Genomic DNA, 19,578 nt, shown 5'->3' with positions numbered 1-19,578 from the left:
TTGGTGATTCCCCACTTTTGTTATGTTTCGGTTAATGGAGTCTAGGTGTGCTTCAAGATAAATGCAACGTTAATGAAACCATTCTTTCAGACGGTTCTGTCATCACGTCATTCAGGTTGAGCACCCTGCTGGATGGTGGCGGGTGCTGCAGGGTGAAACGTGCCAGACGATCGAGGGATGCCACCACACACCCCCGCAACGCACTCCCTTCAGGGTCGAAGCGTTTGAGCGGATCCATTCAATCTCGAGTCTGGCGAGGCCTGGCCTTTCGGCACCGGCCTCGCCATGCCCGGCTCTGCCTTACAGGCCGCCTGGTCCGCAGTCGTTGCGGAGGAAGCTCTCCATGAGCGGCAGGGTGGCTTGGTAGTGGCGCGGATACCACGGCATGCTGTGCGGCATGTCGGGAATCAGCTCGAACTTCGCCGGCACCTTGCCCTGCACCGCGTTGTAGAAGCTGCGTGCATGGAAGGAGGGGGTGCGGACGTCGCGATCGCCCACGTACAGCAGTACGGGGATGTTTGCCTTGTCCGTGTTCTTCATCGGGTCCATGCCTGTCACGGTCTGTCCCTGCAGGATGCGCTGCAGGCGGTTCTCGCTCCAGGAAACGCCAAGTCGTGCCAGGTCGGTCACCGGCGCGCCTGCGATGGCGCACTGGAACGGCGACGGGCTGCGCACGGTGGCGGCCGCCGAGGCAAAGCCACCGTAGGAGTAGCCGAAAATGGCGATGCGGTCCTTGGTGGCAATCCCCTGCGACACCAGCCATGCGGCGGCATCGTCATTGTCATCCTGCATCGTCAGGCCCCACTGCTTGTCGCCAGCGATCCAGTGGTCGCGGCCGAAGCCGGTGCTGCCACGGTACTGCGGGCGTATGACGGCGTACCCGCGGGAAGTGAAGAACGGTACCCAGCCGGAAGCGTCCCAGCCGGTGTAGTCACGTGCCCAGGGGCCGCCGTGCGGGTGCACCAGTGCGGGCAGGGTGGGATCACCTTCCTTCCAGCCTGCGGGAAGGTCGATGATGGCCGGGATCTTGCGGCCATCGCGGGCGGTGTAGGTGACCCAGCGCTGTTCGCCGATCTGCTTGGTATCCATCCACGGACGTTCGCTGCCGAGGGGGACGACGCTCTTCTTGTCGGTCAGGACGTAGTAGGACGTGGGTTGGTTCGCCGCAGAGGTCGTGAACAGCACACGCGACAGGTCATCGTTGTAGCCGGTGATCGCAACATAGGTACCTGGATAGGCCTGCTTCAGGCTGTCATGCAGGCTCTTCATCGTCGGGTCGATGTAAACCGCCTCGCGTCGCGGGCCATCGACATAGAAGCCAAGTACCTGGTTGAAGTTGCTTGGCCGGGTGCCGAGGATCAGCCCGCTGATTGGGTAGTCGGGATGCGCCGCCAGCGGTTCCTTGTCGAAGGACCTGGTGGCCGGATCGTACTGCCAGGCCTGGACCTGATCGGAGAACTTGTCGGTGAGGATATAGAGCTTGCCAGTGGCATCGTCGATACCGGCGACATCCATCGCTTGACGATCGCTGAGCCGCGTCGTCAGGTTGTCGTGCTTTTCGAACTGGCCGCTTTCCTTGTTCTTGATCAGTATCTGCTGTTCATACTCGTTCGAACCGGCCGGTTCGATCTGGCTGCGCGTGAGCAGCTCGCCATTGCGCGGATGGAAAAGACCCGGTGCAGAACGCGCACCGCCGCGGAACAGCAGTTCGGTCTGCCCGGTCTTGAGGTTGTACAGGTAGTAATTGGCTGACAGCGTCAGCTCGTTCATCTGCGAGATGATCACCTTGTCCGGATCGAGCGGCAGCGAATGGACCAGGGAGGCAGTGCCCGCCAGTTCGAGGCATCGCTGGGTCTGCTCGCTGACGCCGAGCTTCCGGCTGTTGTCGGCGAATGCCTCATCGAACTTGGTCTGTGACGGATCGGTCAGGTAGGCCTTGGTCAGGAAGGTCTTGGTCGAGCCGGTCGAGTTGCCCTCGCCGCATCCTCCGAGCTGGCCCGTGAACTCCTGCCTGCCGAGGACGAGGGTTTTGCCGGCCTTCAGTGCACTGGCTGCAATGAACTTCATCCGATCACCGGATGGGGTGATGGAGGTCGGGCCCGCGGCAAGGTTGTCCATATCCCAGTTCGCCAGTGCGGTATCGGCATAGTTGCTGCCTGGCGCTGCGACAATCGCGACCAGGCGCTTTCCGTCGGCGCTCATCGTCACGGACTGGATCGCAGGGATCTTCGCGAAGCTCTCGGTGGGAATCGGCGTCGGCGCGGCGTGCGCGCTGGCCGCTGCGATCACAATGCCGGCGGCAAGCGCCAGCTTGGCTGGGGTGCGGTATTTCATCTGTCAGGACATCCTTGGCAAGGTTTGACTTTGCGGAATCGGGGCAAACATGTGTCGAAGATGAATGAACACTGTATCTGCGTCAACATTTGCGCAGACACAGCGCATCATTCATTGCTGCCGACGGCTGCGACGACCTGGGCTGCGGTGTGGCATGATCTACGCCGTTCTTGTGGCGTTTCAGGAAGATGCAAACCAATTCCCCCCTCCGAGCCCCCGCCCACCGCGTCCAGAAAGGCCTTTCGCCGCATCCCCGCATCCGCAACGTCATTGCCGTGGGCTCCGGCAAGGGCGGGGTCGGCAAGTCGACGACGGCGGTGAACCTGGCCGTGGCGCTGCAGCAGCTGGGCGCGCGGGTCGGGGTGCTGGACGCCGACATCTACGGGCCCAGCATGCCTGCGATGCTGGGGCTCAGCGGGCGTCCGGAGAGCCCGGACAACAAGTCGATCGAACCGATGCGGGCGTTCGGGGTGGAGACCATGTCGATCGGATTCCTGGTCGAGCAGGATTCGCCGATGATCTGGCGCGGGCCGATGGCGACGTCGGCGCTGACCCAGTTGTTCAACGACACCCGCTGGGACGACCTGGACTACCTGCTGGTCGACCTGCCGCCGGGCACCGGCGACATCCAGCTGACCCTGGCGCAGAAGATCCCGGTGGCCGGTGCGGTGATCGTGACCACGCCGCAGGACATCGCCACCCTGGACGCGCGCAAGGCGCTGAAGATGTTCGAGAAGGTCGAAGTGCCGGTGCTTGGCATCATCGAGAACATGGCGGTGCACACCTGCTCCAGCTGCGGCCACGTCGAGCACCTGTTCGGCGAAGGCGGTGGCCAGCGCATGGCTGCCCAGTACGGCGTGCCGCTGCTGGGCTCGCTGCCGCTGGAGATCGGCATCCGCGAGCAGGGCGACGCCGGCACCCCGATCGTGGCGGCAGCGCCTGATTCGGCGGCCGCCAAGGCCTATGTGGCCGCGGCGCGGCGCATGGTCGAGGAGCTGGGCAAGCGTCCGCGGGCGGGCATTCCCATCGTTTCCTCGCTGGTCTGAACCGGCCGCCGCGACGACCCGGCGGCCATGCCAGGCGCCGGGCTTGGGCTAGAATCGCTGTCCCTCCGGCCTGCGGGCCGGGTTCCATCGCCACCAGGAACATCGAATGAGCATCAAGAGTGACCGCTGGATCCGCCGCATGTCCGAGCAGCACGGCATGATCGAGCCCTACGAAGCCGGGCAGGTCAAGCAGCTTGATGGCCAGCGCATCGTCAGCTACGGCACTTCCAGCTACGGCTACGACGTGCGCTGTTCGCGCGAATTCAAGGTGTTCACCAACATCAACTCGACCATCGTCGACCCCAAGCACTTCGACCCGAAGAGCTTCGTCGACATCGAGGCCGACGAGTGCATCATCCCGCCGAACTCGTTCGCGCTGGCGCGCACGGTGGAGTACTTCCGCATCCCGCGCGACACGCTGGTGGTGTGCCTGGGCAAGAGCACCTATGCGCGCTGCGGGATCATCGTCAACGTCACCCCGCTGGAGCCGGAGTGGGAAGGCCACGTGACCCTGGAGTTCTCCAACACCACGCCACTGCCGGCGCGCATCTACGCCAACGAGGGCGTGGCGCAGATGCTGTTCTTCCAGGCCGACAAGGACGACGTCTGCGAAACGTCGTACCGCGATCGCGGCGGCAAGTACCAGGGCCAGACCGGGGTGACCCTGCCGCGTACCTGAGCGCGGGAGCCTGCGGCACGCGAAAAGGGCGCGGAATTCCGCGCCCTTCGTGTTTCCACCGGTTGCCGGGGCCTACTTGCCGCGCCCGAACAGCATGCCGATGCCTACGGCCACCAGGATGGCCGGCCACCAGGTGGCCAGCATCGAGCCGATGTTGCCGTTGATCCAGCCCAGGTTCTTGGCCAGGAAGAACAGGCCGACGACGATCAGGATCAGGGCGGCGATCAGGTTGGAGCGCATCGACTTGCGGGTCCTTGGATGAAGTGGCGGCTATCGTAGCCGCTGGCGCCAGATTTCGACACGCTCGGCCAGCACCCCGGGGTCGAAGCGCTGCGCCGGGCCGCTGCCCCAGACCGGGCCGGGCCAGGCGGCATCGCCTTCGTGGCGGCCGACCAGGTGGATGTGCAGCTGCGGCACGATGTTGCCCAGCGCGCCGATGTTGAGCTTGGTGACGTTGGGTTTCTGCTTCAGGTGGCGCGAGACCTGGTTGATCTCGGCCAGCAGCAGGCGCTGCTGGCTGCCGTCCAGGTCGATCCACTCGCTGGCGCCGGGGACGCGCGGGACCAGCACGACCCAGGGGAAGCGGTCGTCGTTCATCAGGCGGATCTGGGACAGCGGGCCGTCGGCGATCAGGACGCTGTCGGCGGCAAGGCGGGTGTCAAGCTCGAAATCGGACGTCACAACTTCGGTCATCGCAGGTTCTCGCTGAGGAAGGCCAAGGTGCGTTCGCGCGCCAGCGCGGCGCTCGGAGCGTGGTAATGCGCGCCGACCTCGCGGTTGAAGGCGTGGCCGGCCGGGTACACGTATACCTGCATCGACGGTTGCTTTTCACGGTGCGCTGCAACGGCGGCCGGCGGGATCGAGGGGTCCTGCGCGCCGAAATGGAAGATCGCCGGGGCCTTGAACGGCGCATCCAGGAACGGCACGTTGCGTGCGCCGTAATAGCTGGCCGAGGGCAGGCCAAGCCGCTGCGCGGCGAGCAGGGCGATGGTGCCGCCCCAGCAGTAACCCACGGTCCCGACCCTGCCGTGGCCGGACAGGGCGCGCGCGGCGGCATCGACGATGTCCACGGCGCGGTCCACGCCCAGCGCGTCCACCAGCGCCTTGCCCCGGGTGGTGCCGGCGGCGTCGTAGTCCAGCTCCAGCCCCGGTTCGATCGGGTCGAAGAAGGAGGGGGCCAGCACCGCGTAGCCCTCGCCTGCGTACTGGTCGGCGACGTGGCGGACATGGGCGTTGGCGCCGAAGATCTCCTGGATCACCACCAGCCCGCCACGCGCGGGGCCGTCGGGCAGGGCCTGCCAGGCGCGTACCGGGCCATGGGCGGTTGCGAGGGTGATCCAGTGGTTCATGGGCGACTCCGTGGCGCGCGGGGAATGGTCGATGCCCATGTTAAGGCCGCTGCCGGGTAGCGCCGGCACCCGGCCGGTATAATCGCCGCCCTCACGGCCCCGCGGCCATTCCGGCCCCGGCCTTACAGAACCGCCAGACCCCATGTCCCAGCTGAACCCCAAAGTCGGCTTCGTCAGCCTTGGCTGCCCGAAGGCCCTCGTCGATTCCGAGCGCATCCTCACCCAGTTGCGGGTGGAGGGCTACGACATCGTGCCGTCCTACGACTCGGCCGACGTCGTGGTGGTCAATACCTGCGGCTTCATCGACTCGGCCGTGGCCGAATCGCTGGACGCCATCGGCGAGGCGATGAACGAGAACGGCAAGGTCATCGTCACCGGCTGCCTGGGCAAGAAGTCGGAGATGATCCGCGAGCAGTACCCGGACGTGCTGTCGGTGTCCGGGCCGCAGGATTACGCCAGCGTGATGGACGCGGTGCATGCCGCGCTGCCGCCCAGGCACGACCCGTTCGTGGACCTGGTGCCGGATTACGGGATCAAGCTGACCCCGCGCCACTATGCCTACCTGAAGATTTCCGAGGGCTGCAACCACCGCTGCAGCTTCTGCATCATCCCGTCGATGCGCGGCGACCTGGTGTCGCGCCCGGTGGAGGACGTGCTGCGCGAGGCCGAGCGCCTGGTCAAGGGCGGCGTGCGCGAGCTGCTGGTGGTGTCGCAGGACACCTCGGCCTACGGCGTGGACCGCAAGTACGCGCCGGGCACCTGGCGCGGGAGGGAGTACGCCACGCGCATGAAGGCGCTGTGCGAGGGCCTGTCCGAGCTGGACGCATGGACCCGCCTGCACTACGTCTACCCGTATCCGCACGTGGACGACATCGTCCCGCTGATGGCCGAGGGCAGGGTCCTGCCGTACCTGGACATCCCGTTCCAGCACGCCAGCCCGCGCATCCTCAAGCTGATGAAGCGCCCGGGCGCGGTCGACAAGACCCTGGAACGGGTGCTGCGCTGGCGCGAAACCTGCCCGGACATCACCGTACGCTCGACCTTCATCGTCGGCTTCCCGGGCGAGACCGAGGCCGAGTTCGAGCAGCTGCTCGAGTTCCTCGATGCCGCCCAGCTCGACCGCGTCGGCGCCTTCGCCTACTCGCCAGTGGAAGGGGCGACCGCCAACCAGCTGCCGGACCCGGTGCCTGAAGCAGTGAAGCAGGAGCGTCTGGCCCGTTTCATGGAGAAGCAGGCGGCCATTTCCGCGGCCAGGCTCGAGGCCAAGGTGGGCAGCGTGCAGCAATGCCTGGTGGACGCCATCGAGGACGGCATCGCGGTGGCGCGCTCCAAGGCCGATGCGCCTGAGATCGACGGCCTGGTGCATATCCAGAATGCCGACGCGGCGGGGCTGCGCGTGGGCGATTTCGTCGACGTGGAAATCACCGACAGCGATGAGCACGACCTGTTCGGCGACGCGCTCGTCAAGCCGGGCGCCACGCCGTTCGACCTCAAGGTGCTGTGACCGGCCAGCCGCGTGGCGCGCGCGCGGCGCAGGACGATGCCGGCGCTGGCATCGGTCCGGATCGGCGGCGCTTCGTCGCGCCGCCGCGCGGGCAGGTCGATCCGGCGTGTTTCGGGCATCCGTTGCTGGAGTGCGATGCCGCTCACCGCACGCTGCTGGTGGCGACGGAATGGCCGGATATCGATGCGCTCAACGCGGCGCTGCCGCTGCCTGGGCGGCGCTTCGTCGTGCAGGACAAGGCGCTGCTCGGCGATGGCCTGCATTATGAAACGCGCATCGCCGCGCAGGGGCGCATCGCCACCCGCCCGGAGAACTGGCACGACCTGTTCAACGCGCTGGTCTGGGCGCGCTACCCGGCGATCAAGTCGGCGCTCAACGCGCGCCAGTGCCTGCATATCGACGCGATGGGTCCGCAGCGGCGCAACCGTGCGCAGCAGGCGCTGACCCAGTTCGACGAATGCGGGGTGATCGTGCGCATTGCCGATCCGGCCCTGCTGCCGCTGTGGGATGGCCATCGCTGGCACGCGCTGTTCGCCGCGCAGGCCGCGCGCTGGCATGACGGCGGCATCGGCGTGGCCGCGGTGATCGGGCACGCGCTGATGGAGCAGGCGCTGGTACCCGGGCGGCGCCTGGTCGGGCGCTGCGTGGCGGTGCAGGGCACGGACGATGCGGCCTGCGTGGCACGCGTGGCCGGGGCGATAGCCGCCGGCGAGATCCTCGGCGATCCGCTGCAGCTGCGTCCGCTGCCGCTGGCCGGGGTGCCGGGCTGGCAGCCGCGGCAGGACGATGCATTCTACGCCGAAGCCGGCTATTTCCGGCCGCTGCGCGAAGGGCGCACGTACCCCGCGCCGCTGCGCTGACGCATCCCGGGTTCGTCGGCCACGATCCGCTCGACCGCGCTCGCGGGGGTTGCCGGGTGGGCGTGCAGGCCAGCTGGCCTGGCCGGCGCAGGGCCGGGGGCGGGGCCCGGTCGCACGGCCGTTGCGGACCGGCTCGCCGCGCCGTGGCGGGGCATCACCCGGCGTCGTAGTCGATGCCGATGATGGCGAACCCCTGCCGTCCGCCGGGCAGTTCCACCTCGAATTCGTCGTCGATGCGCTTTTTCAGCAGCGCGCGGGCCAGCGGCGAATCGATGCTGATCCAGCCAGCGGTCGCATCGGTTTCATCCGGGCCGACGATGCGGTAGACGTGGACCTGGCCGGACTGGACGTTCTCCAGTTCCACCGTGGCGCCGAAGAACACCGCCTGCGGGTCGCTGGGGCGGGTATCCACCACCCGCAGCGCTTCCAGGCGCTTGCTCAGGTAGCGCACGCGGCGGTCGATCTCGCCGAGCTGCTTCTTGCGGTAGGTGTACTCGGCGTTCTCCGAGCGGTCGCCCTCGGCCGCCGCGGCGGCCAGCGCCTTCACCACTTCGGGCCGGCGCTGGCGCCACAGTTCGTCCAGTTCGGCCTTCAGCCGCGCATGGCCCCAGGCGGTGATCAGGGCGGTGCTTTTTTCTGCAGGGGGGCGCCAGCGGCTCATTGCGATGGAACATCGGGAAGACCGGGCGCATGGTAGCCGCGCACGCGTGCGCCCGGCCAATCGATGGCCGAAGCTGCGGCGCATCGACATGGATGCCGGGCACGGCCGATCCTGCCGCTGCGCAAGCCACCCACGGCGGCGACGCCGCCGCGGACGACACTAATTGCGGTCGGGGCCGATGCACGGGGCCATCGCGGCCGGCGGCAGGGCGACCCCCACCGTCGCATCGAGGCGCGCGGTTCGATGGCGCCCACGGTGAAAGCGATGGCGGCCGCGGGTTGCGGTCAGCGCTTGCCGCCGAATATCCCGCCGAGGATGCCGCGCACGATCTGGTTGCCCAGTTTGGTGCCGACCGTGCGCGTGGTCTGCTTGGCCATGGTCTCGATCATGCCCTGGCGGCGCCTGGTGCCGAAGATGGCGTCCTTGATGGCCTGGCTGAAGCCGCCTTCCTGGCCATCGTCCTGTTCGCGGGTGCGGGCGGCCGGCGCCTTGGCCTGTTCGGCTGCCTGCTGCGTGCGCCGGGCCAGGATCTCGGCCGCCGATTCGCGGTTGACCGCGTTGTCGTAGCGTCCTGCCACCGGGCTGCCGGCACGCACCTGGGAGCGCTCGGCATCGGTGATCGACCCCATGCGGCAGCGTGGCGGGGCCACCAAGGTCTTCTGCACGGGCGAAGGCACCCCCTTGTCCTGCAGGGTGGACACCAGTGCCTCGCCGGTGCCCAGCTGCGACAGCGTGGCGACCACGTCGAGCCGGGGGTTCGGGACGAAGGTCTCGGCCGCGGTCTTCACCGCCTTCTGGTCGCGCGGGGTGAAGGCGCGCAGCGCGTGCTGCACGCGGTTGCCGAGCTGGCCGAGGATGTTGGCCGGGACGTCGTCGGGGAACTGCGAGCAGAAATACACGCCCACGCCCTTGGAGCGGATCAGCCGCACCACCTGCTCGATGCGCTGCACCAGCGCGGCCGGGGCGTCGTCGAACAGCAGGTGCGCCTCGTCGAAGATGAAGACCAGCTTCGGCTTCTCCAGGTCGCCCACTTCCGGCAGTTTCTCGAACAGCTCGGACAGCAGCCACAGGAGGAAGGTCGAATACAGGCGCGGCTTGAGGATCAGCTGCGCCGCGGCGAGGATGCCGATCACCCCGCGGCCGTCGTGGTTGACGCGCATGATGTCGGCCAGTTCCAGCGCCGGTTCGCCGAAGAACTTCTCGCCGCCGTCCTGCGACAGGCGCAGCAGCGCACGCTGGATCGCCGCCACCGACTGCGCGCTGACCAGCCCGTACTCGGTGGACACGTCCTTGCGCTCCTCGGCCACCAGGTTGAGCAGGGCGCGCAGGTCGTCAAGGTCGAGCAGCAGCAGGCCGCGGTCGTCGGCCAGCTTGAACACGATGTCGAGCACCCCGGCCTGGGTGTCGTTGAGTTCGAGGATGCGCGCCAGCAGGGTCGGCCCCATCTCGCTGACCGTGGTCCGCACCGGGTGGCCGAGCTGGCCGTACAGGTCCCAGAACACCACCGGGCTGGCGGCCGGGGCATAGCCGGCCACGCCGATCTCGGCGGCGCGCTGGGCCAGCTTCTCGCTGCCGTCGCCGGGCACGGCCAGGCCGGCCACGTCGCCCTTCACGTCGGCCAGGAACACCGGTACGCCCAGCCGCGAGAAGCCCTCGGCCAGGGTCATCAGCGTCACCGTCTTGCCGGTGCCGGTGGCGCCGGCCACCAGGCCATGGCGGTTGCCGAAGCGCGGAAGCAGGGTGACGGCGATGTCGTCGGTGATGCCCTTGCCGATCAGGATGGGGTCCATGCAGTGCTCCCGGATGTTCGTGGGTGGATTCTAGCTGCCGACTGTATCGCCTGATCGTTCCGGTTGCCGGGCAGCGAGGCCGGCGGCTACCCTGCCAGCCTTTCCGCCCGTAATGCCGCTGATGCCCGCTTCCGTTCCGTCCGCCCGTCGTTGCTCGCTGCTGGTCGCCGCCTCGCTGCTGATCGCCATTCCCACCGCGCATGCGCAGCGCGTGTCCGCCCGCGACAAGGGGCGGATCGAGGCGATCGAACAGCGCATGGCCGCGGCCGAGAAGCGCTATACCGACGCGCTGCTGCTGGTCGCCAACGCCGACCCCAAGGGCACCGCCGAGGGCAATGCGGCGCTGGAGGACATGGAGGACGTGATCGACGCCTGCATCGGCCAGAAGGGCTGCCAGGTGGGCAACCTGCTGTCCACTTACAAGCGGCTGCTGAAGAAGCAGGCCGATGACAGCGCCGGCGATGCCGCGGACGAGGCCGGCGACACGCTGGAGGCAGACCCCGACCATGTCGGCCCGCTGGTGGCCGATGTGCCGGAGGCCGCCCGCGCGGCGGCGCTGCTCAACGACCACCGCCATGCCTTCGACGAGATGGTCGAATACAACCCGGCCATCCAGGCCGGCATCCGCCGCTGGCTGACCGACATGCGCCCGGCGCTGCTGACCAGCTACGAGAACTACATGAACCTGCGTGCGGTGATGTGGCCGGAGTGGGAAAAGCGCGGTCTGCCGGAGGCGCTGCTGTTCGGCATCATGGCCAAAGAGTCCAACGGCCGCGTGCACGCCTCCTCGCGCGCGGGGGCGGCGGGGCTGATGCAGTTCATGCCGGCCACCGGCCGCCGCTTCGGTCTCGGCCCGGACGGCACCGGCTTCGATACCCGCTTCGACGCGCGCAGTGCAGCCGAGGCCAGCGCCTCCTACATGAACGAGCGCATGGGCCAGCTCAACCGCAACATCGAGCTGGCGCTGGCCGCCTACAACGGTGGTGAAGGCCGCGCGCAGCGGGTGTTCAACCAGGGCGGCGGGCAGGGCTTCTGGACCGATTCGATCTACAACCAGTTCCCGGGCGAGACCAAGGACTACGTGCCGATGGTGATCGCCGCGGCGTGGATCTTCCTGCACCCGCAGCAGTACGGCGTCGAGTTCCCCAAGGTCAACGCGCAGCCGGCGACGATCCGCCTGGCCAGGTCCACCACGATCTACGAACTGACGATCTGCCTTGGCAGCGCCGGTACCCGCGACGGCTACATGCGCGTGCTGCGCAACCTCAACCCGCGCTACGAGGCCGATGGCTGGATTCCCGCCGGCACCACCATCAATGCCACCACCCGCATCGCCGGGCTGTACAACCGGCATTGCGTGAACGGGCCGCGCGCGGACCTGGCGCGGGCATTGATCACCGCCGATGTGAATGCCGCGATCAAGCGGCCGCAGGCCGCCAGCTACACCGGCAACGTGGCGGTGGGCGACGTGCAGGCGATGCAGGCGGCCGCGCCTGCCGCCACCGCGCCGGTCGCGCCGGCACGCCCGGCGCGGCGCCCGGCCGCGCGCAGCTACAAGGTCGCCAAGGGCGACACCCTCGGTCGCATCGCGGCACGTTTCCAGTGCGAGGTGCCGGCCCTGGCGCGTGCCAATGGACTGCGTGCGCCGGCCTATGCGATCAAGCCCGGGCAGACACTGAAGCTGGAAGGCTGCGACCGCTGAGCGCGGCGGACGCGGCGGCGGTTTCGCCGCCGCGCGTTTTTCGTTACAACGGGACAACCGTTCACGCAGGCGATGACATGGCCACCACGCCCGACGATCTCGAACTGGAGCGACTCGCCACCCGCATCGGCGAGCGCCTGCGCGCTGCGCGCGACCGCGTGGTCACCGCCGAGAGCTGCACCGGCGGCTGGATCGCCAAGGCCATGACCGGCGTGGCCGGCTCTTCGGACTGGTTCGACAGCGGCATGGTGGCCTACAGCTACGAAGCCAAGCAGGCGCTGCTCGGGGTGCGCCCGCAGACGCTGGAAAGCCAGGGCGCGGTGAGCCGCGAAACAGTGATCGAGATGGTTTCCGGTGCGCTGGTGCATTCCGGCGCCAGCGTCGCGGTGGCCGTCACCGGCATCGCCGGGCCGGGTGGCGGCAGCGCCGACAAGCCGGTCGGCACGGTGTGGATCGGCTGGAAGCGGCGCGGCGGCTACACCCATGCCGAGCGCTTCCACTTCGACGGCGACCGCGATGCGGTGCGACGGCAGACCGTGGCCCGCGCGCTGGAGGGGTTGGAGGCCCTGCTGTGATGCATGGCCAGCGGCCCCGCTGCGGAGGGCGCGCCTGATGTGGGAGGCGCTGGGTACGGTGCGCGACCTGGGGCGGCTGCAGGAAATTGCCGCCGTCCTGATCCGTTATGGTTTCGGCGACGTGGTCCGCCGCGTCGGCCTGGCCGATGTCCTGCAGCGCGCCGGGCGCCTGCTGCACTGGAACGATCCCGGCCAGATGCTGCAGATGTCCGCGCCGGTGCGGGTGCGGCGGGCGATGGAAGACCTCGGCCCGACCTTCGTCAAGCTGGGGCAGGTGCTGGCCACGCGCGTGGACCTGTTCCCGCCGGAGTGGATCGCCGAGTTCAGCGAACTGCAGAACGCGGTGCCGGCATTGCCCTACGAACAGGTGCGCGGGCAGCTGGAAGCCGACCTCGGTCAGCCGCCGGAACAGGCCTTCGCCCGGCTCGAGCAACGGCCGATGGCCGCGGCCTCGCTGGCGCAGGCGCACCGGGCCTGGCTGCACGACGGCACGCCGGTGGTGCTGAAGGTGCGCCGGCCCGGCATCCGCGAGGTGATCGAGGCCGACCTGCGCCTGCTGGCGCGGCTGGCCGTGATCATCGAGGCGCGCTTGCCGGACCTGCGCCGCTACCGGCCAGCGGAAGTGGTGGAGCAGTTCACCCGGTCGCTGCGCCGCGAGCTGGATTTCGCCGCCGAATGCCGCAATGCCGAGCGCATCGCCGGCAACTTCGCCGGTCATCCGGAGGTGCTGATCCCGCGCGTGCACTGGCAGTGGACCTGCGAGAGCCTCAACGTGCAGGATTTCGTCGACGGCATTCCCGGGCGCGACCTGGACGCGGTCGATGCCGCCGGCCTGGACCGCGTGGCGCTGGCGCACACCGGTGCGTCGATCATCCTCAAGATGGTGCTCGACGACGGTTGTTTCCACGCCGATCCACACCCGGGCAACATTTTCTACATGCCCGATGGCCGCATCGGCATCATCGATTTCGGCATGGTCGGGCGATTGTCCGAGCAGCGCCGCTTCCAGGTAGCGCGGTTGCTGCACGGACTGGTGACCCAGGACCCCGAAGCGGTGACCGACGTGTTGCTGGAGTGGGCCGGTGGCGTGGAGGTGGACGAATCGCGCCTGCAGCAGGACCTGGGCAGTTTCGTCGACCAGTACCGCGGGGTGCCGCTCAGGGACCTGCGCATCGGCCTGATGCTGGGCGAGGTGACCGCCCTGCTGCGCCAGTACGGGCTGACCCTGCCGGCCGACCTGGCGTTGATGATCAAGACCTTCCTGACCCTGGAGGGCATGGGCCGGCAGCTGGATCCGGACTTCGACATGGCCGGCGCCGCGCGTCCGTTCCTGGAGCGGATCATGCGCCGCCGTTATGCGCCGCGCGCGGTACTGCGGCGCAGTCGCCGCAGCCTGCTCGGCGCGCTGGACCTGGCCGGCGACCTGCCGCGCGACATGCGCCGCCTGCTGCAGGCCGCGCGGCGTGGGCGCATGCGCCTGATGGTCGACACGCCGGGACTGAAGGGCTTCGGCGACCAGGTCAACCGCGCCGCCAACCGCCTCACCGTCGGCATCGTCACCGCTGCCCTGATCATCGGCTCGTCCATCGTCATGAACAGCATCGGCAGCGGCAGCAACCGCTGGCTGCTGGCGCTGGGCGTGGCCGGCTTCCTCGGCGCCGGCCTGTGCGGGGTGTGGATCCTGTTCTCGATCTGGCGCAGCGGCAGGCGCCCCTAGGCCCGCCTGCCGGTGGCCCGTGAGCGGGCGCGAACCCGGCCGTCCCGAGGTACTTGCGGTGGCGTTAGTTAGTAGTAATACTACTAACCATGGACCTGACCCAGACCCAGCAGGCGATCCTGCAGATGATCGCCGAGCGCATCGATGCGGAAGGCATGCCGCCGTCGCAGACCGAGATCGCCCGCGCCTTCGGCTTCAAGGGGGTGCGCTCGGCGCAATACCACCTGGATGCACTGGAAGCGGCCGGCGCCATCGAGCGGGTGCCGGGCCGGGCGCGGGGCATCCGCCTGGTACGCCCGGCCGAGGAGGCCGATGCCGCCGCACCGCCGGCCGCGGCCGCGGAGCAGATGCTGCGGCTGCCGGTACTGGGGCGCGTGGCCGCCGGCCTGCCGATCGGCGCGGACATCGGATCGGACGATTTCGTGGTGCTCGACAAGGTGTTCTTCTCGCCGGCGCCGGACTACCTGCTGAAGGTGCAGGGCGATTCGATGATCGACGAGGGCATCTTCGATGGCGACCTGATCGGCGTGCACCGTACCCGCGACGCACGCTCCGGGCAGATCGTGGTGGCGCGCATCGACGACGAGATCACGGTCAAGCTGCTCAAGGTCGGCAAGGACCGCATCCGCCTGCTGCCGCGCAATCCGGACTATGCGCCCATCGAGGTCCTCCCGGACCAGGATTTCGCCATCGAAGGGCTGTATTGCGGGCTGCTGAGGCCGAACCGGTGACGGCATTTTCCCCATCGCAGGGGCGATGGTTTTCCTAAGGGCGGCAGGTACCGGCGCGGCTGCCGGTATCCTTCCCGCCCCGATAATCTGGCCGCATCGCCAACAGTCTCAGCCTATGCGATACGCCCCCGCTAAAGTGGACCCATGACGAAATCCATGACATCAACGACGAGGAAGACCCCGATGGACGATAACAAGAAGCGCGCGCTCGCTGCCGCCCTGGGCCAGATCGAAAAGCAGTTCGGCAAGGGGTCGGTGATGCGCATGGGCGACCGCGTGGTCGAGCCCGTCGAGGCGATTCCCACCGGCTCGCTGATGCTGGACATCGCGCTGGGCATCGGCGGCCTGCCCAAGGGTCGCGTGGTCGAGATCTATGGTCCCGAATCCTCGGGCAAGACCACCCTGACCCTGCAGGCCATCGCCGAGTGCCAGAAGCAGGGCGGCACCGCGGCCTTCATCGACGCCGAGCATGCGCTGGACCCGATCTACGCCGCCAAGCTGGGCGTGAACGTGGACGACCTGCTGCTGTCGCAGCCGGACACCGGCGAACAGGCGCTGGAAATCGCCGACATGCTGGTGCGTTCGGGCTCGGTGGACATCCTGGTGATCGACTCGGTCGCCGCGCTGACCCCCAAGGCTGAAATCGAAGGCGAGATGGGTGACCAGCTGCCCGGCCTGCAGGCACGACTGATGAGCCAGGCGCTGCGCAAGCTGACCGGCAACATCAAGCGCTCCAATACCCTGGTGATCTTCATCAACCAGCTGCGCATGAAGATCGGCGTGATGATGCCGGGCCAGAGCCCGGAAACCACCACCGGCGGCAACGCGCTGAAGTTCTACGCCTCGGTGCGCCTGGACATCCGCCGCATCGGCGCGATCAAGAAGGGTGACGAGATCATCGGCAACCAGACCAAGATCAAGGTGGTCAAGAACAAGCTGGCGCCCCCGTTCAAGCAGGTGGTCACCGAGATCCTGTACGGCGAAGGCATCAGCCGCGAAGGCGAACTGATCGACATGGGCGTGGATGCCAAGCTCGTGGAGAAGGCCGGTGCCTGGTACAGCTACGGCGACGAGCGCATCGGCCAGGGCAAGGACAACGCCCGCGGTTACCTGCGCGACAACCCGCAGGTGGCCGCCAGGCTCGAAGCCGAGCTGCGCGAGAAGTTCCAGCCCGCCGATGCCGCGCGTGAGGCCGGTGACGACGCGGACGAGGAGTGATTTTCCCGCGGGGACGGGCGGCGCATCGTCAGTGACGTCGCCCGGTCCCCGCGGTTTTCGCCGGTGCATGGCGTGCCCGGCACCGGTGCAGGGTGATGGCGGGCGATGAACGACAGCGAGGAACGGCCGGGGCGCCGCACCCGGCGACCGCGTGAACAGACGCCGTTGCAGCGCGCGCTCGGGCTGCTGGTGCGGCGGGAACATTCGCGCAAGGAGCTGGGGCGCAAACTCAAGGCCCGCGGGGTCGATCCCGAGGCGGTGGACGCCGCGGTGGCGCGGCTGGCCGAGGACGGCTGGCAGGACGACACCCGGTTCGCCGAGGCCCTGGTGCGCAACCGCACCGGTGGCGGCTACGGCCCGCTGCACATCCGTGCCGAACTGGGTACGCATGGCCTGGACAGCGACTCGATCGAGGCGGCGCTGGCCACCTTCGAGGGCGACTGGGCGGAGCTGGCCAGGGACCTGGTCTGCCGCCGTTTCGGCCCCGACGGGCCCCAGGACCTGGCGCAGCGCCGCAAGGCCGCGGACATGCTGGCCCGGCGCGGCTTCGATGGCGGCTGCATCCGCAAGGCCACCCGCTACGATCCTGAGGACTGAACGGACCGGGCCTGATACCCTTTCAGGGTTTCGGCCGTCCCGGGTCCACGCACCGCGTGGGGAGCCGGCTGCCGCCAGCCCGCCTATCGCCAGTCCTCATGAATACACCCGTAAAGTTCACCACCTCACAGATCCGCGCCGACTTCCTCGAATTCTTCAAGGGGAAGGGCCACACCATCGTGCCTTCGGCGCCGCTGGTGCCGGGCAACGACCCGACCCTGCTGTTCACCAACTCCGGCATGGTGCAGTTCAAGGATGTGTTCCTGGGCGCGGAGAAGCGCAGCTATGTGCGCGCAGCCGATGTCCAGCGCTGCCTGCGCGCCGGCGGCAAGCACAACGACCTCGACTCGGTCGGCTACACCGCCCGCCACCACACCTTCTTCGAGATGCTGGGCAACTGGTCCTTCGGCGACTACTTCAAGAAGGACGCCATCGCCTGGGCATGGGAGCTGCTGACCCAGGTCTGGAAGCTGCCGGCCGAGCGCCTGCTGGTCACCGTCTACCACAACGACGACGAGGCCTACGCGCTGTGGCGCGACATGATCGGCGTGCCGGAAGCGCGCATCGTGCGCATCGGCGACAACAAGGGCGCGCCGTATGCCTCGGACAACTTCTGGCAGATGGCCGATACCGGCCCGTGTGGCCCGTGCACCGAGATCTTCTTCGACCATGGCGAGCACATCGCCGGTGGCCCGCCGGGCTCGCCGGATGAGGATGGCGACCGCTTCATCGAGATCTGGAACCTGGTGTTCATGCAGTTCGACCGCCAGCCCGACGGCACCCTGGTGCCGCTGCCGGCGCCGTGCGTGGATACCGGCATGGGCCTGGAGCGCCTGGCGGCGATCCTGCAGCACGTGCACACCAACTACGAGATCGACCTGTTCCAGGCGCTGATCCGCCAGGCGGCCGGACTGACCGGCACCGCCGACCTGGAGAACAAGTCGCTGCGCGTGATCGCCGACCATATCCGCGCCTGCTCCTTCCTCATCGTCGATGGCGTGCTGCCGTCCAACGAAGGCCGCGGCTATGTGCTGCGCCGGATCATCCGTCGCGCCCTGCGCCATGGCTGGATGCTGGGCGTGCGCCAGCCGTTCTTCCACAAGCTGGTGCCGACCCTGGTCGAGCAGATGGGCGAGGCCTATCCGGAGCTGCCGGCCGCCGCCACCACGGTGCACAAGGCGCTGCTGGCCGAGGAGGAGCGGTTCGCCGAGACCCTGGACGCGGGCATGAAGATCTTCGACGACGTCGCGGCCAAGGTCGACGATGGCGTCATTCCGGGTGCCGATGCCTTCCGCCTGTACGACACCTATGGCTTCCCGGTCGACCTGACCGCCGACATCGCCCGCGAGCGCGGCATGACGGTGGACATGGCCGGCTTCGACAGCGCCATGGAACACCAGCGCGAGATGGCGCGCGCCGCCGGCAAGTTCGGCGGTGGCGTGACGCTGCCCGCCGAGCTGGTCGCGACCCTGTCGCCCACCGTCTTCCTGGGGTACGACCAGCAGCACGCCGACGGCCTCAAGGTGGTTGCCCTGCTCAAGGGCGGCCGTCCGGTGGAGGAGGTGCAGGCGGGTGACGAAGTGATCCTGTTCACCGACAGGACGCCGTTCTATGCTGAATCCGGCGGCCAGGTTGGCGATACCGGCATGCTGTCCGGCAGCGGCGTGGAGCTTGCGGTTGCCGATACGCAGAAGTTCGCCGGCCAGTTCCACGGCCACGTCGGTACCGTGAAGCAGGGCGTGATCAAGCTCGGCGACATGCTCGCCGGCGGGATCGACAGCGCCCGTCGCGGTGCCACCATCCTCAACCACTCGGCCACCCACCTGCTGCATGCCGCGCTGCGCGAAGTGCTGGGCAGCCATGTGCAGCAGAAGGGCTCACTGGTGGCGCCGGACCGCCTGCGCTTCGATTTCTCGCATTTCCAGCCGATCAGCAGCGAGGAACTGGCGCTCATCGAGCGCAAGGTCAACGAGCAGGTCCGCGCCAACAATGCCGCCGAAGTGCACCACATGGGCATGCAGGAGGCGCTGGATTTCGGGGCGATGGCACTGTTCGGCGAAAAGTACGGCGAGAACGTGCGCGTGCTGAAGATGGGTGACTACTCGACCGAGTTGTGCGGTGGCACCCACGTGTCGCGCACCGGTGACATCGGCCTGTTCAAGATCACCGCCGAGGGCGGCGTCTCGTCCGGCGTGCGCCGCATCGAGGCCGTCACCGGGCAGGGCGCGCTGGACCACGTGGATGCCGAGGAAGCCCGCCTGGCCGAGGCTGCCAGCCTGCTGGGCGGGGCGGCGACCGATGTGGTGGAGAAGATCCGCCAGCTCGGCGAGCGGCAGAAGCGGCTCGAGCGCGAGCTGGAGGCCCTCAAGGCCAAGCTGGCCTCGGGCGCGACTGCCGACCTCGGCGCTTCGGCGGTCGAGATCGGCGGCGTGAAGGTGCTGGCGGCGCGCCTGGAGGGTTTCGACGCCAAGGCGCTGCGCGAGGCGATGGACCGGCTCAAGCAGCAGCTGGGCGATGCGGTGATCCTGTTGGCCGGTACCCAGGACGGCAAGGCCTCCCTGGTCGCAGGCGTCAATGGCTCGGCAATGGGCAGGGTCAAGGCCGGGGAACTGTTGTCCCATGTCGCCGGTCAGATCGGGGGCAAGGGCGGTGGTCGTCCTGATCTGGCACAGGGTGGCGGTGAAGACGGTCCCCGGCTGGTCGCCGCGCTCGACGGCGTGCTGGAATGGATCAAGCCACACTTGGCATGAACGCAGGCAGCCGCGCGCCTTGAAGGTGCCTGCGGCCTGCCATTAACATTGGGAGTCTTTTCCCT

The 19,578-nt window shown here is 68.3% G+C and carries 18 protein-coding genes; 11 read left to right on the top strand and 7 right to left on the bottom strand.

The features are described 5' to 3' along the window. Nucleotides 1-52: 52 nt before the first annotated feature. The gene (locus tag QQA12_RS10375) at nt 53-238 is read right to left on the bottom strand and encodes a hypothetical protein (protein WP_226049245.1); all 186 of its coding nucleotides are present in this window, start codon (nt 236-238) and stop codon (nt 53-55) included. Between the two features lie 62 nt (nt 239-300). Then, on the bottom strand, nt 301-2,334 hold the full coding sequence (locus QQA12_RS10370) for a prolyl oligopeptidase family serine peptidase (RefSeq protein ID WP_226049244.1): 2,034 nt from the start codon (nt 2,332-2,334) through the stop codon (nt 301-303). Between the two features lie 188 nt (nt 2,335-2,522). On the opposite strand from QQA12_RS10370, the gene apbC reads away from it, so the two are divergent. Further along, complete coding sequence (apbC, locus tag QQA12_RS10365) at nt 2,523-3,380, top strand: iron-sulfur cluster carrier protein ApbC (protein ID WP_226049243.1); 858 nt, start codon at nt 2,523-2,525, stop codon at nt 3,378-3,380. Nucleotides 3,381-3,486: 106 nt separating this feature from the next. Then, on the top strand, nt 3,487-4,059 hold the full coding sequence (dcd, locus tag QQA12_RS10360) for a dCTP deaminase (protein ID WP_054666666.1): 573 nt from the start codon (nt 3,487-3,489) through the stop codon (nt 4,057-4,059). 72 nt (nt 4,060-4,131) lie between these two features. Here the strand turns inward: dcd and QQA12_RS10355 are convergent, their stop codons facing one another. From QQA12_RS10355 to QQA12_RS10345, 3 genes are read right to left on the bottom strand one after another with little or no spacing between them, the layout of a single operon-like run. After that, a complete protein-coding gene (locus QQA12_RS10355) occupies nt 4,132-4,299 on the bottom strand; it encodes a DUF5668 domain-containing protein (protein WP_162838910.1) in 168 nt (55 codons plus the stop codon). Nucleotides 4,300-4,329: 30 nt separating this feature from the next. Further along, complete coding sequence (locus QQA12_RS10350) at nt 4,330-4,752, bottom strand: HIT family protein (protein ID WP_054666665.1); 423 nt, start codon at nt 4,750-4,752, stop codon at nt 4,330-4,332. Further along, complete coding sequence (locus tag QQA12_RS10345; RefSeq protein ID WP_226049242.1) at nt 4,749-5,408, bottom strand: dienelactone hydrolase family protein; 660 nt, start codon at nt 5,406-5,408, stop codon at nt 4,749-4,751. Before QQA12_RS10345 ends, QQA12_RS10350 begins: the two co-directional genes overlap by 4 nt. A gap of 142 nt (nt 5,409-5,550) precedes the next feature. On the opposite strand from QQA12_RS10345, the gene rimO reads away from it, so the two are divergent. Next, the gene (rimO, locus tag QQA12_RS10340) at nt 5,551-6,912 is read left to right on the top strand and encodes a 30S ribosomal protein S12 methylthiotransferase RimO (protein WP_226049241.1); all 1,362 of its coding nucleotides are present in this window, start codon (nt 5,551-5,553) and stop codon (nt 6,910-6,912) included. A 122-nt stretch (nt 6,913-7,034) separates the two neighbouring features. Continuing rightward, nucleotides 7,035-7,772, top strand: coding sequence for a DUF3025 domain-containing protein (locus QQA12_RS10335; RefSeq protein ID WP_226049929.1), 738 nt, complete (start codon nt 7,035-7,037; stop codon nt 7,770-7,772). A 154-nt stretch (nt 7,773-7,926) separates the two neighbouring features. Here the strand turns inward: QQA12_RS10335 and greB are convergent, their stop codons facing one another. Both greB and QQA12_RS10325 read right to left on the bottom strand, forming a co-directional pair. Beyond that, nucleotides 7,927-8,433, bottom strand: a complete 507-nt coding sequence (greB, locus tag QQA12_RS10330; RefSeq protein ID WP_054666659.1) for a transcription elongation factor GreB — start codon at nt 8,431-8,433, stop codon at nt 7,927-7,929. Between the two features lie 284 nt (nt 8,434-8,717). Further along, nucleotides 8,718-10,223, bottom strand: a complete 1,506-nt coding sequence (locus QQA12_RS10325; RefSeq protein ID WP_054666657.1) for a helicase HerA-like domain-containing protein — start codon at nt 10,221-10,223, stop codon at nt 8,718-8,720. A gap of 112 nt (nt 10,224-10,335) precedes the next feature. Here QQA12_RS10325 and QQA12_RS10320 point away from each other — a divergent pair, with 112 nt between their 5' ends. The 7 genes from QQA12_RS10320 to alaS all read left to right on the top strand — a co-directional run bounded on the left by QQA12_RS10320 (nt 10,336) and on the right by alaS (nt 19,513). After that, nucleotides 10,336-11,925 (top strand): transglycosylase SLT domain-containing protein, encoded by a 1,590-nt coding sequence (locus QQA12_RS10320; RefSeq protein ID WP_226049240.1) that lies wholly within the window; start codon nt 10,336-10,338, stop codon nt 11,923-11,925. A gap of 77 nt (nt 11,926-12,002) precedes the next feature. Continuing rightward, entirely contained in the window at nt 12,003-12,500 is a 498-nt protein-coding gene (locus QQA12_RS10315; protein ID WP_054666655.1) for a CinA family protein, read from the top strand. A 37-nt stretch (nt 12,501-12,537) separates the two neighbouring features. Then, complete coding sequence (ubiB, locus tag QQA12_RS10310; protein WP_226049239.1) at nt 12,538-14,217, top strand: 2-polyprenylphenol 6-hydroxylase; 1,680 nt, start codon at nt 12,538-12,540, stop codon at nt 14,215-14,217. 89 nt (nt 14,218-14,306) lie between these two features. Next, nucleotides 14,307-14,948 carry a transcriptional repressor LexA gene (gene lexA / locus QQA12_RS10305; RefSeq protein ID WP_226049238.1) on the top strand — a complete coding sequence of 214 codons (642 nt, stop codon included), beginning with the start codon at nt 14,307-14,309 and terminating at the stop codon, nt 14,946-14,948. A 183-nt stretch (nt 14,949-15,131) separates the two neighbouring features. Then, on the top strand, nt 15,132-16,166 hold the full coding sequence (gene recA / locus QQA12_RS10300; RefSeq protein WP_054666650.1) for a recombinase RecA: 1,035 nt from the start codon (nt 15,132-15,134) through the stop codon (nt 16,164-16,166). Nucleotides 16,167-16,271: 105 nt separating this feature from the next. Further along, a complete protein-coding gene (gene recX, locus QQA12_RS10295) occupies nt 16,272-16,763 on the top strand; it encodes a recombination regulator RecX (protein ID WP_226049237.1) in 492 nt (163 codons plus the stop codon). A gap of 98 nt (nt 16,764-16,861) precedes the next feature. Beyond that, nucleotides 16,862-19,513, top strand: coding sequence for an alanine--tRNA ligase (gene alaS, locus QQA12_RS10290; protein WP_226049236.1), 2,652 nt, complete (start codon nt 16,862-16,864; stop codon nt 19,511-19,513). The last annotated feature ends 65 nt before the right edge of the window (nt 19,514-19,578 follow it).

It is taken from the genome of Stenotrophomonas sp. 17(2023), assembly GCF_030345315.1.
In the GTDB taxonomy this organism is placed as follows: Bacteria; Pseudomonadota; Gammaproteobacteria; order Xanthomonadales; family Xanthomonadaceae; genus Stenotrophomonas; species Stenotrophomonas acidaminiphila.
The sequence above is the reverse complement of the archived record's forward strand: the minus strand, read 5'-3'. Positions and strand labels throughout refer to the sequence as shown.

Excerpts from the sequence above, each read along its gene's own strand:
- greB (WP_054666659.1), bottom strand. The coding sequence starts at position 8,433 with ATGAGCCGCTGGCGCCCCCCTGCAGAAAAAAGCACCGCCCTGATCACC.
- QQA12_RS10325 (WP_054666657.1), bottom strand. The coding sequence starts at position 10,223 with ATGGACCCCATCCTGATCGGCAAGGGCATCACCGACGACATCGCCGTC.
- recA (WP_054666650.1), top strand. The coding sequence starts at position 15,132 with ATGGACGATAACAAGAAGCGCGCGCTCGCTGCCGCCCTGGGCCAGATC.
- QQA12_RS10345 (WP_226049242.1), bottom strand. The coding sequence starts at position 5,408 with ATGAACCACTGGATCACCCTCGCAACCGCCCATGGCCCGGTACGCGCC.
- dcd (WP_054666666.1), top strand. The coding sequence starts at position 3,487 with ATGAGCATCAAGAGTGACCGCTGGATCCGCCGCATGTCCGAGCAGCAC.
- recX (WP_226049237.1), top strand. The coding sequence starts at position 16,272 with ATGAACGACAGCGAGGAACGGCCGGGGCGCCGCACCCGGCGACCGCGT.
- QQA12_RS10315 (WP_054666655.1), top strand. The coding sequence starts at position 12,003 with ATGGCCACCACGCCCGACGATCTCGAACTGGAGCGACTCGCCACCCGC.
- alaS (WP_226049236.1), top strand. The coding sequence starts at position 16,862 with ATGAATACACCCGTAAAGTTCACCACCTCACAGATCCGCGCCGACTTC.
- QQA12_RS10355 (WP_162838910.1), bottom strand. The coding sequence starts at position 4,299 with ATGCGCTCCAACCTGATCGCCGCCCTGATCCTGATCGTCGTCGGCCTG.
- apbC (WP_226049243.1), top strand. The coding sequence starts at position 2,523 with ATGCAAACCAATTCCCCCCTCCGAGCCCCCGCCCACCGCGTCCAGAAA.
- QQA12_RS10350 (WP_054666665.1), bottom strand. The coding sequence starts at position 4,752 with ATGACCGAAGTTGTGACGTCCGATTTCGAGCTTGACACCCGCCTTGCC.
- QQA12_RS10320 (WP_226049240.1), top strand. The coding sequence starts at position 10,336 with ATGCCGCTGATGCCCGCTTCCGTTCCGTCCGCCCGTCGTTGCTCGCTG.
- QQA12_RS10375 (WP_226049245.1), bottom strand. The coding sequence starts at position 238 with ATGGATCCGCTCAAACGCTTCGACCCTGAAGGGAGTGCGTTGCGGGGG.
- rimO (WP_226049241.1), top strand. The coding sequence starts at position 5,551 with ATGTCCCAGCTGAACCCCAAAGTCGGCTTCGTCAGCCTTGGCTGCCCG.
- QQA12_RS10370 (WP_226049244.1), bottom strand. The coding sequence starts at position 2,334 with ATGAAATACCGCACCCCAGCCAAGCTGGCGCTTGCCGCCGGCATTGTG.
- ubiB (WP_226049239.1), top strand. The coding sequence starts at position 12,538 with ATGTGGGAGGCGCTGGGTACGGTGCGCGACCTGGGGCGGCTGCAGGAA.
- lexA (WP_226049238.1), top strand. The coding sequence starts at position 14,307 with ATGGACCTGACCCAGACCCAGCAGGCGATCCTGCAGATGATCGCCGAG.